Origin of the sequence: Nocardia brasiliensis (assembly GCF_011801125.1) — a bacterium.
Lineage (GTDB): Bacteria > Actinomycetota > Actinomycetes > Mycobacteriales > Mycobacteriaceae > Nocardia > Nocardia brasiliensis_C.
In genome coordinates this window covers 897,029-909,685 of record NZ_CP046171.1, presented here as the reverse complement: position 1 = coordinate 909,685, position 12,657 = coordinate 897,029, and the positions used below count along the sequence as shown (strand labels likewise).

Genomic DNA, 12,657 nt, shown 5'->3' with positions numbered 1-12,657 from the left:
CCGACCGACCGAACCATGAAGATGCCTCACCCTGCCTGTTGTCGCCGCATATCCGCCTAGCTGGCCCCCGCCCCCATGATCATCGAACACGTGCCCGCCCATCGTTACCGACGGAACCGGCCCACGCCGAACACAGCCCGGTGCGACCCCGGGAAAAGGGTAGCGACGAACCACGGGAAACGAGCGCCCGGAACGATTATTCCCTGTCGACGCGCGAATGGTGCCGAGCGCGTCGACAGGGTGGCATCACCCCTGTCGCCCGAGGAGAACGGCCAGCTGAGGACCTATCTCGGCGAGTGCTTCCGGCGACGTCATGAGCGCGTGCGTCACCGCGACCGGCCGATCGATCACCGCTCCGGAGACAAATTCGGTCCAGTCGCCCGCAGTGGCGCGAAGCACATCGGTGGGATCGCTGACCGCGGCACTGAAGTACTGCAGTGTGCCGTGGAACACGCCGGGTCGGTGCTCGGCGATGAGCTCGGCCGAGCGGACCGCGCTGCGGTAGATGCTGCGCAACCGCTCCGGGGTGATGGCGACCAGCTCCGGCGGGATCATCGCGTGCAGCGCGGCCAACGCCTGATCGCTCAGGTCGTAGACGTCGCCCTGGGCCGCGACGAGGTCGGCGCCGAACCCGAGCTCGGTGAGCGCGCCGCGCAACGCGGTGCGGAAGCCGACGACATCGGGATTCGGGTGGCTGTCCATCATGGCCAGCAACTCGACCCGCTGTCCCGCGGCCTGCAATTCGGTCGCGATGGCATGGGCCAGCACACCGCCGAGCGACCAGCCGAGCAGCCGGTACGGCCCCTCCGGCTGTACCGCCCTGATCTCGGTCACATAGCGCCGCGCGAGCGCGGCGATCGAATCCGGCAGTGCGCCTTCCTCGGACAGCGCGGGAGACTGCACGCCGTAGATCGGCTGCGCGGCGGGCAGGTATCGGGTGAACCCGACATAGGTCCAGGCCAGGCCGTACATCGGATGCAGGCAGAACAGCGGCGTCTCGGTGCCGCCGGTACGGATCGGCAGCAGCACGTTCAGCGCGGCGTTGGCGTCGATCTCCCCCGCCACGCCCGCGTCGATCCGCGCGGCCAGCCCGGCCACCGTGGCGTCGGTGAAGAACCACTGCACGCTCACCGATGCGCCGGTGGCTTCGCGCAACCGGCCGACCGCCTGCGCGGCGAGCAACGAATTTCCGCCGAGGCCGAAGAAGTCGTCGTCGAGACCGACCGCCTGGGTGCCGAGCAGTTCGCCGAACACCTCGGCCACGGTCTGCTCGAGTGCCGACTGCGGCGCCCGATATTCGGCGGCGCCGGTGAATTCCGGTGCGGGCAGCGCCTTTCGGTCCAGTTTTCCGTTCGGCGTGAGCGGCAGCGCGTCGAGCACCACGATCGCGTCCGGCACCATGTAACCGGTCAGGAACTGAGCGACCAGGGAACGCACGGTCACCGGATCAATCGATCCTGGTTCGGCACCGACCACGTAGCCGATCAGCCGCTCCCCGTGCGCATCCGAGCGCACCACCGTAACCGCTTGCCGCACACCGTCGCACCGCAGCAACGCCGCCTCGATCTCGCCGAGTTCGATGCGGAAGCCGCGCAGCTGCACCTGCTGGTCACTGCGCCCGGCGTACTCGAGTTGCGCCTTGTCGCCGCGATCACGCCACCGGCCGACATCGCCGGTGCGGTACATCCGAGAACCGGGCGCGCCGTACGGATTCGCGACGAAGCGGGTCGCGGTCAGGCCCGGCCTGCCGAGGTAACCGCGCGACAGTTGCGCACCGACGACGTGGATCTCGCCGGGCACCTCCAGCGGCGCCGGATGCAATCGCGGATCGAGCACGTAGGCGTCCAGGCCGGGAATGGCCCGGCCGATCACGCTGGCCGGATCACGCACATCGGCGGCGTCGAGCGGCAGGAACGACACGTGCACCGTGGTCTCGGTGATGCCGTACATGTTCACCAAACGCGTTGCCGCGCCGTGGCGTTCGTACCAGCGCCGCAATTTGCGCAGATCGAGCGCCTCGCCGCCGAAGATCACATACCGCAGCGCGAACCCGGCGGGTTCGGCGGCCCGGTCGGCCTCGACCAATTGGTAGAAGGCCGACGGTGTCTGGTTCAGCACCGTCACCCGCTCGCGAATCAGCAACTCGCGGAACTGCTCCGGCGACCGGGAGGTCAGGTAGTCGACCACCACGACCGAACCACCGTGCGCCAGTGCGCACCACAACTCCCAGACCGAGAAGTCGAACGCGAACGAGTGGAACAGCGTCCACACGTCGTTGTCGTCGAAACGGAACAGCGGCTGGGTGTTGGCGAACAGCTCGACCACATTGCGGTGCGCGACGCCGACGCCCTTGGGCACACCCGTCGAACCGGAGGTGTAGATGACGTAGGCCAGATTGTCCGGCCGCAGCGGCCCGCGCCGCTCGGCCGCCAGGATCGGCGTGTCGGCGAACGACGTCGTCTCGTCGAGCAATACCACCGGCAGTTCCGTCGCGGGCAGCGCGTCGCGCTCCCCCGCCGTGGTCAGCACGCAGACCGGCGCGGCATCGGTGAGCATGAACTCCAGCCGCTGCGCCGGGTATGCGGTGTCGATCGGCAGGTACGCGGCACCGGTCGCGAGCACGCCGAGCAGCGCGATCGGCAGCTCCTCGGTGCGTGACATGGCAACGGCCACCAGTGCTTCCGGCCCGGCACCCTGCGCGATGAGCGCCCTGGCGATCTGGTTCGCCCGCGCCTGCAGCGCCCCGAATGTTACGGATCGATCGCCGAAACGCAGGGCGATCGCGTCCGGACGCCGCCACGCCTGCTCGGCGATCAGATCGGGCAGCGTGGCGCCGGGCACCCAGGCTCCCGGCGAATTCCACTCCGCCAGCACCAGTTCGCGCTCGCCGGCCGCCAGCACGTCGATGTCGCCGACCGCCGCCGACGCGTCGGCGGCGACGGCGGTCAGGATGCGCCGCAGGCGATCGGCGAAGTTCTGCGCGGTCGCCGCGTCGAACAGGTCGGTCGCATAGGTGAGCACCGCCGATATGCCTTGCCGCTGCGGTCGTTCCGCGACGGTGAGCTGCAGATCGAACTTGGCGGGGGTGACCTGCGGATCGATGCCCGCGATGGTCAGCCCGGGTAGCTCGAGCGAGGTCTCGCCGAGGTTCTGGAACACCAGCATGACCTGGAACAGCGGATGCCTGGCCGCCGAGCGGACCGGATCGAGCAACTCGACCAGCCGCTCGAACGGCAGGTCCGCGTGGCCGAAGGCCGCGACATCGGTATCGCGAACCGCCGCGAGCACCGCGGCGAAGCTCGCGCCGGGCGTGATCTCGTTGCGCAGCACCAGCGTGTTGACGAACATGCCGATCAGATCGTCGAGTTCGGCCTCGCCGCGCCCGGCGACCGGTGTGCCGATCGCGATGTCGGTGCTCGCGGACAACCGCGCGAGCAGCACCGCCAGCGCCGCGTGCACCACCATGAACAGCGTCGAATTGTGCTGCTGGGCAACCTGTTCCAGTGCGGCATGCAGCTCGGCGTCGAGCTCGAAGTCCAGCGTCGCCCCGCGATAGGACGCGACCGCGGGCCGCGGCCGGTCGGTGGGCAGCGCCAGTTCGTCGGGCAGGCCCGCCAGCGTGGTGCGCCAGAAGTCGGCCTGCTGCGCGATCACGCTCTTCGGATCGTCCTCGGCACCGAGCACCTCGCGCTGCCAGAGGCTGTAGTCCGCGTACTGGACCGGCAGCGGAGCCCAGCTGGGCGCCGCGCCGCCGGTACGAGCGGCGTAGGCCAGCATCAGGTCACGGGTCAGCGGGCCCATCGACCAGCCGTCGGCGCTGATGTGATGGGCCACGAAGACCAGCACATGGTCGGCCTCGTCGAGCTGGAACAGCTCGGCACGGAACGGCACCTCGGTGGTGACATCGAAGCCGGTGGCGACGACGCGATAGACCGCGTCGGCCACCTCGGCGCCCTCGATCCGCACCGCCGCGAGGTCCATCGGTGCCTGTGGCGCCGCGGCGATCGCCTGCACCGGGCCGAGGCCGGACTGCGGGTAGGTGGTGCGCAGGATCTCGTGGCGGGCAACCAGATCCGTCACCGCCGCGCCCAGCGCGGCGACATCGAGGTCGCCGGTGAGCCGGATGGCGACCGGGATGTTGTACACCGAGGAGGCGGTATCGAACTGGTTGAGGAACCACATGCGCTGCTGCGCCAGCGACAGCGGGATCTGTTCCGGCCGTGGCCCGGCGGCGAGCGCCTTGCGACCGCCGCTACCCGCATGCTGGGCGAGCTTGGCCGCGAGCCCCGCGACGGTGGACGCCTCGAACAGGAGACGAACGGGCACCCGCGCGTCCAGCGCCGCACCGATACGCGCCGCGACCTGCGTCGCCAACAGCGAATTACCACCCAGACCGAAGAAGTCGTCATCCGCACCGACCCGCTCCACCCCGAGCACCTCGGCGAACACCGACGCCACGATCTCCTCGATCGGCGTCGACGGCGCACGAAACACCCGAGCCTCGAACTCCGGCTCCGGCAACGCCTTCCGATCCAACTTCCCATTCACATTCAACGGAAGCGCATCGAGCACCACAAACGCCGACGGCACCATATACGACGGCAACTCGGTCGACAGCGCCGACTTCACCTGCGCCACATCGACATCCCCACCCGCGGCAACCAGATACGCCACCAGGCGATCACCGGTCTTGGGATCGGACTTGGCGATGACCGCGGTCTGGGCGATCCCCGGCAACGCCAACAGCGCGGCTTCGATCTCACCGAGCTCGATCCGGAAACCACGAATCTTCACCTGGAAGTCCGTGCGGCCCCGGTACTCGAGTTCACCGGAACTGTTCCACGCCACGAGGTCACCCGTGCGATACATCCGCACGCCGTGCTCGAACGGATTCGCCACGAACCGATCCGCGGTCAAATCCGCACGACCGAAATAGCCACGCGCCAACTGCGCACCAGCCAGATACAACTCACCCGAAACACCCACCGGCACCGGACGCAACCGGCCATCCAGCACGAAGACGTGGCTGTTCCATTGCGGCCCGCCGACGGGCACCGAGACCTGGTCGTTGCGACCGACCCGGTGGCTGGTGATGGACACTGCCGTCTCGGTCGGGCCGTAGAGGTTGAACAGCTCCACCCGCGGATAATCACGCACGAACCGCTGCGCCAACGCACCCGGCAACGCCTCACCAATCGCCAGCACCCGCCACAGCGAGTTCGGGAACTCACCCGCAGTGAGCGCGTCGAGCATCGACGGCACCACATGCAGCGTGGTCACCCACTCCCGCGCCATCAACTCATTCAAATACCCCGGATCCTGATGACCATCCGGCGCAGCGATCACCAAACGACCACCACACACCACAGCCGACCAAAACTCCCACACCGAAAGATCGAACGTCGCCGCAGTCTTCAACAAAACCGCATCAGCAGCATCCAAACCGAACTCGGTCACCTTCCACCGCAACTGATTCGCAATCGCCGCATGCGAAACCGCAACACCCTTAGGACGACCCGTCGAACCCGACGTGAAAATCACATACGCCGAATTCTCCGGACGCAACGGCGCAACCCGATCCACATCACCAACCGGCGCCGAAGCAAAACCCGCCAAATCCAGCTCATCAACACACACCACAGGCGCGACACCAGTAACAAACCCCGCCTCGGCATTGGTCAACACACACACCGGAGCAGCCGTCTCCAAAATGTAACCCGTGCGCTCAGCAGCATGATCCGGATCCACCGGCACATACACACCACCGGACTTCGCCACCGCATACATCGCCACGACCAAATCCACCGAACGCCGCAACGCCAACCCGACCCGCGACTCCGGACCCACACCAACAGAAATCAAATACCGCGCAAGACGATTCACCCGCGCATCCAACTCACCGTAGGTGACCTTCTCGCGACCGCCGTCGGGCAGATCGGCCACCAGCGCGACCGCGCGCGGGTCCGCCGCCACCGCGGCATCGAGCAACGACGCCAAGGTGGCTGCCGTATCGACCTGCGCCTCGGTGGCGTTCCACCGGGCCAGCACCGTATCGCGCTCGGCCGCGTCGAGTAGCTCGATGTCACCGACCGGAGCGGTCGCGTCCGCGACGACCGCGGCCAGGATGCGGTTCAATCGCTCGGCGAAGCCCTGCACGGTCGCGGCGTCGAAAAGATCAGTGGCATAGGTGAAGAAGCCGCCCATACCGGCGGGCACACCGGACTCGTCGTAACTGTCGCCCACGATCAGATGCAGATCGAACTGCGAGACCGCGAGATCCGCGTCCAGCCCCTCGACCGTGAGGCCGGGCAGTTCCAGCGCGGTACGCGCGATGTTCTGGAACGACAGGCCCACCTGGAACAGCGGATGATGCGCCGTCGAACGCGGCGGATTCAGCACCTCCACCAACCGCTCGAACGGAACATCCGCATGCGCGAACGCCTGCAGATCGGATTCGCGCTGCCTGCCGAGCAATTCGACGAACGACTCGTCGGACTCGTAGCGGGTCCGGAACACCACGGTGTTGACGAACATCCCGATCAGATCATCGAGTTCACGCTCGCCACGACCCGCCACCGGCGTACCGATGGCGATGTCCGCCGCACCCGACAACCGGGCGAGCAGCACCGCCAAAGCGGTGTGCACCACCATGAACAACGTCGCGCCATGTGCCCGGCCAAGCTCCACCAAACCCGCATGCGTAGCCGCATCGACCCGCACATCGACCCGCGCACCCGCCATCGACGCGACCGCCGGACGCGGCCGATCCGTCGGCAACTCCAACAAATCCGGCAACCCCGCCAACTGCGTGCGCCAAAAACCGATCTGCTGCGCGGCAATCGAATCCACATCCGACTCATCACCAAGCACAGCACGCTGCCACAGCGCATAGTCGGCATACTGCACCGGCAACGGCGCCCAACCCGGCGCCTCACCCGCGGTCCGCGCGGCATAGGCAACCATCACATCCCGCACCAGCGGACCCATCGACGAGCCGTCCGCCGCGATGTGATGCACCACCACCGCGAGCACGTAGGTATCGGTCGTGCCGTCGATCCGGTAGAGCGCCACCCGGACCGGGACCTCGTCGGTCACGTCGAACGGTCGCGCGGCCAGCGCGTAGACCGCGCTGGCCACCTCGGTCTCGCTCAGTACCTGCGGCGTGACATCCAGCACGGCACTGCTCGGCGGCAACACCACCTGCACCGGGCCCGCCGGAGTCTCCGGGTACACCGTGCGCAGCACCTCGTGCCTGCCCACCACGTCGTCGAGGGCGGCGCCGAGCGCGGTGACATCCAGTGCGCCGGTGAGCCGCAATGCGAACGGCAGGTTGTAGGCGGCGGAGCCAGCCGACTCGTCATCGGACTGATCGAAGCGGTTCAGGAACCACATCCGCCGCTGCGCCAGCGACAGCGGCAACTCCTCCGGTCGCTCGATACTGCCGAGCGCGACCCCGGGCCTGCCGTGCACCTGCGAATCGACCACGGCGGCAAGGCCTGCCACGGTCGGCGCTTCGAACAGCGTCCGCACCGGAACACGGGCGTCCACCGCGGCGCCGAGCCGCGCGACGACCTGGGTCGCGACCAGCGAATTGCCGCCGAGAGCGAAGAAATCGTCATCGGCACCAACCCGGGACAACCCGAGCACCTCGCCGAACACGCCCGCCACGATCTCCTCGACCGCGGTGGCGGGCGCACGGAACTCCCGCGCGGTGAACATCGGCTCCGGCAGCGCCTTACGGTCGAGCTTGCCGGACGGATTCAGCGGGAACTCGTCGAGCACCACGACCGCGGCCGGAACCATATAGGCCGGAAGGGTTTCCGCGACCGCGGTGCGCAGCTCCTGCGGATCGATACTCTCCCCTGGCACCGCCACCGCGTAGGCGACCAACTGGTCACCCAGCGTCGACTGACTGACCAGCGCGACCGCCTGACTCACCGACGGTTGCGCCAGCAAAGCGGTCTCGATCTCGCCCAACTCGATCCGCTGACCACGGAACTTGACCTGGAAGTCGGTGCGACCGAGGTAGTCCAGCACCATCTCGTCGTCGGTCTCCGCACCGGAGGCCTTGCGCCACATCACCAGATCGCCGGTGCGATACATGCGCTGACCGGTGCCGAACGGATTGGCCACGAACCGATCCGCGGTCAGATCCGGCCGACCGACATAGCCGCGGGCCAGCTGATCACCGGCCAGGTAGAGCTCACCGGCCACGCCCTCGGGCACCGGACGCAGCCGCGCGTCGAGCACGTAGACCCGGGTGTTCCACTGCGGCAGGCCGATCGGCACCGAACCGGTGTCGGAACCATCGGCCGGCCAGTAGGTCACCGAGACCGCGGCCTCGGTGGGGCCGTAGAGGTTGTGCACGTCGGCGTCGGTCACCGCGAAGACCGCGTTCACCGTCTCCGGCGGCAGCGCCTCGCCGATCACGAAGATCTGCGACAGCGTCGGGCACGCGCCCTTCGCGGTGTGCGCCGCGAACATCGTCAGCATCGACGGCACGAAGTCGGTGACCGTCACCGACTGCGCGGCAATGGTTTCCGCGACGTAGGCCGGGTCGCGGTGGCCGTCCGGCGTCGCGACGACAAGTTTCGCGCCTGCCCGCAGCGGCATGAAGTAGCCCCACAGCGATACGTCGAACGTCGTCGCCGTCTTCTGGAAATAGACGTCGTCGCCGCTCAGCGGGTACTCGGCGAGCATCCACTCGAGCTGGTTGACGATCGCCGCGTGCGAGACGGCGACGCCCTTGGGCCGCCCGGTCGAGCCGGAGGTGAAGATGACGTACGCGGGGTTGAGCGGCGACACCGGGCGCAGCAACTCCCCCGTCTCGACCGGGGTGCCGGGGAACGGCGCGAGGTCGACGGTGTCGACGGCGACCGTGGCGACGCCGTCGGGCAGTGCCGCCGCGTCGGCGGAAGTCGTGACGACACAGACGGGTTGGGCCGTGTCGAGGATGTGCGCGATCCGCTCGGCCGGGTGATCCGGATCCAGCGGCACGTACGCCCCACCGGCCGTCACGATCGCGTACATGCCGACCACGAGGTCGAGCGAACGCCGAATCGCCAAGCCGACCAGCGATTCCGCGCCGACGCCCCGGGTGATCAGCAGCCGGGCGAGTTGATTGACGCGCTCGTCGAACTCGCGATACGTGAGGGCGGTGCCCTCATAAGCCACCGCGATCGCGTTCGGATGCGCGCCGACCGCGCGCCGATAGCCGTCGAGCAGCAGTTCCGGTGCGATCCGCTGCCGGGTCTCGTTCCACTCGAACAGGATTCGGTCCCGCTCGACCAGCGACAGCAGGTCCGCGTCGCCGACGGGACGGTCCGGGTCGGCCGTCAGCGCGCGCAGCAGCCTGCGCAGCCGGGCGGCGAAGCGGGCGATGGTCGCCTCGTCGAACAGGTCGGTCGCGTAGGTGAACATCGCCGACAGGCCGGCGTCCGCGCCCTCGTGCGGGGTGATGGTCAGCTGTAGATCGAATTTGGCTGCCGCGCCGTCCAGTTCGAGCGCCGTCGCGGACAGCCCGGGTAGTTCCAACGCGGGCTTGTCCATGTTCTGGAAGAACAGCGCCACCTGGAACAGCGGATGATGCGCCTGCGAGCGCACCGGATCGAGCACCTCGACCAACCGCTCGAACGGCAGCTCGACATGGGAGAACGCCGCGAGGTCCACCGTCTTCGCGTGCTCGACCAGTTCGCGGAACGACGCGCCGGGATCGATCTCGGTGCGCAGCACGAGCATGTTGACGAACATGCCGATCAGGCCGTCCAATTCGGCTTCGCCGCGCCCGGCGACCGGGGTGCCGACCGCGATGTCCGCTGCGCCGGACAGCCGGGCCAGCAGCGCCGCGAACGCCGCGTGCACCACCATGAACAGCGAGGCGCCGGTGTCCTGTGCGATCGCGTCCAGTCCGGCGCGGATCTGTGCGTCCACCTCGAACAGGTGCACACCGCCCCGTCCGGAGGCCAGCGCGGGACGTGGGCGGTCCGTGGGCAATTCGAGCCGGCCGGGCAGGCCCGCCAGCGCGTCGCGCCAGTACCCGATCTGTTCGGCTGCCACCGAAGCCGGGTCGTTCTCGTCGCCGAGCATGGCGCGCTGCCACAGCGCGTAATCGGCGTATTGCACCGGCAGCGGCGCCAATTCGGGGGCGTTGCCCGCGCTGCGGGCGAAGTAGGCCATGGTCAGGTCGCGCGCCATCGGCGCCATCGAGGTGCCGTCGGCCGCGATGTGGTGAACCACGACCGCGAGCACGAAGTCGTCGGCGCCCACCTCGAACAGCGCCATGCGCAGTGGCACCTCGGCCGCGACATCGAAGCCCGCCACCGCGAACTCGGCCAGCCTGCCAGGTAGCTCGGCGGCGCCGACGTGGGTCACCGCCAGCTCCGGAGTCGCCTGCGCCGCAGGCAGAATCACCTGATGGCCGGTGCCGTCCAGTGCGGGGTAGACCGTGCGCAGGGTCTCGTGCCGCTCGACCAGATCGGCCACCGCGGCACGCAGCGCCGCCACGTCCAGCGCGCCGGTCAATCGGATCGCGAACGGAATGTTGTTCGCCGCCGACGCCGTGTCGAACTGGTTCAGGAACCACATCCGCTGCTGCGCCAGCGACAGCGGAATGTGTTCCGGTCGTGGCATTCTGGCCAGCGCCCTACGTCCGCCCGCGCCCGCGAGCGGAGCGAGCCGGGCCGCGAGCGCGGCGACCGTCGGCGCTTCGAACACCGTCCTGGCCGGCACCCTGGCGCCGATCTGCGCGCCGAGGCGCGCCACCACCTTGGTCGCGATCAGCGAATTGCCGCCGAGTTCGAAGAAGTCGTCGTCGGCGCCGACCGGGACGTCGCTGTCCAGCAGTTCACCAAATACGTCGGCCACCAACTGTTCCCACTGCCCGCTGGGCGCCCGGAACTCCTTGGTCTGCAACTGCGGTGCGGGCAGGGCGCGTCGGTCCAGCTTGCCGACCGGGGTCAGCGGGATCTCGTCGAGCACCGTGATCGAGGTGGGCACCATGTGGGCAGGCAGGCTGCGCTCGGCGAGCGCGACGAGCTCGTCGATCCGCACCTCGGCGCCGGGCGTCGCCAGCACGTAGGAGGCGAGAATCGTGGTCCCGTTCTCCAGCTGATAGCCGAGGGTGACCGCGAAGTCGATGCTGTCGTGCGCGGCCAGCACCGCGTCGATCTCGCCGAGCTCGATCCGGAATCCGCGCACCTTCACTTGGAAGTCGTTGCGGCCCGCGTACTCCAGTCTGCCGTCGGCCACCCAGCGGACCAGATCGCCGGTGCGGTAGAGCCGCGCCCCGCTGGGGTCGAACGGATTGGCCACGAAGCGGCTCGCGCTGAGCGCGGGCCGCTGGTGGTAGCCGCGCGCCACCTGTGCGCCGGCGATGTACAGCTCGCCGACGACACCGTCCGGCACCGGCGTCAGCCGGTCGTCCAGCACGTATTCGGTGACGCCGCGGATCGGCCCGCCGATGGTCAGCGGTGCGTCCAGCACCAGCGGCGCACCGATGTTCACCACGATCGTGGTCTCGGTGGGACCGTAGACGTTGAACAGCTGGCGCATGCCGCCGGTGACCGGAAGCAGCCAACGCCGCAACAGATCCGGCGGCCAAGCCTCGCCGCCGATCGCGACGACGCCCAGCTCGTCGAGCCCGGCCGGGTCGATCGAGGCCAGCGCCGCGGGGGTGATGAACGCGTGCGTCACCCGTTCCCGGCGCAGCAGTTCGGCGAGGTCGTCACCGCCGTACACCGAGGGCGCCACGACCACCATGGTCGCCGCGCCGCCGAGCGCGAGCAGCAGCTCCAGCATCGACGCGTCGAACGAGGGCGACGAAAAGTGCAGGGTGCGTGCGCTGTGCGTGACGCCGTAGTGCGCGCGCTGCTCCTCGCAGAACCCGGCGATGCCCGCCTGGGTGGCGACCACACCCTTCGGCGTTCCGGTGGATCCGGAGGTGTAGATCACCCAGGCCGGGTGTTCGGCGCGCAGCTGGCGCACCCGGTCGGCGTTGGTGACCGGCTCGGTGGAGTACCGCTCGAGCGAGCGCAGGCAGGACTCGTCATCGATGGCCAGCCACTCGACCTGGCCCGGCAGCTGGGTCGCGGCCGCGCGCGTGGTCAGGCCGAACACGGCGCCGGAGTCCTTGACCATGTGGTCGATCCGGTCGGCCGGATAGTTCGGATCCACCGGGACGAAACCGGCACCGGACTTGGCCACCGCCCAGACGGCGGTCACCGAGTCGATCGAGCGGGGAATGCCGATGGCGACGAGATCCTCCGGCCCGATCCCCCGGTCGATGAGCAGCCGCGCCAAACGCGTCGAGCGCTCGTCGAGCTCCGCGTAGCTCAGTTGCGACAGTGTCGCTGTGGCGTCCGCGTAGGTCAGCGCGATGCCGTCCGGGTTCGCCTCGGCGGCCGTCGCCATCAGCTGGGGCAGCGTGATGACCCGCGGCCGTCGGGTTCTGGCGGGGCGGACACGAGTTGGGCGCGTCATGCTCGCACCAACAGGAGTGCCTCTTTTTCCTTGACGTCCCCCACTACGCGAACCATGAAACTCTGCTCATCCTGCCTGTCGAACATGTGAAGCCACACCACGCTCGGCTGCCCGCTCGGACAACCCGATCAAAGTGACCATAGTCATGTTTTTTGGGGCTTGCACCCCATACCCGTCGGT

The 12,657-nt window shown here is 68.6% G+C and carries 1 protein-coding gene; it reads right to left on the bottom strand.

Going from position 1 to position 12,657, the window contains the following annotated elements; translation table 11 throughout:
• Positions 1–246: 246 nt before the first annotated feature.
• Positions 247–12,477 carry a non-ribosomal peptide synthetase gene (locus tag F5X71_RS04235; protein ID WP_238815711.1) on the bottom strand — a complete coding sequence of 4,077 codons (12,231 nt, stop codon included), beginning with the start codon at positions 12,475–12,477 and terminating at the stop codon, positions 247–249.
• Between the last annotated feature and the right edge of the window lie 180 nt (positions 12,478–12,657).

What these genes read in the sequence shown, in the direction of transcription:
- F5X71_RS04235 (WP_238815711.1), bottom strand. Translation starts at nt 12,477, where the DNA reads ATGACGCGCCCAACTCGTGTCCGCCCCGCCAGAACCCGACGGCCGCGG.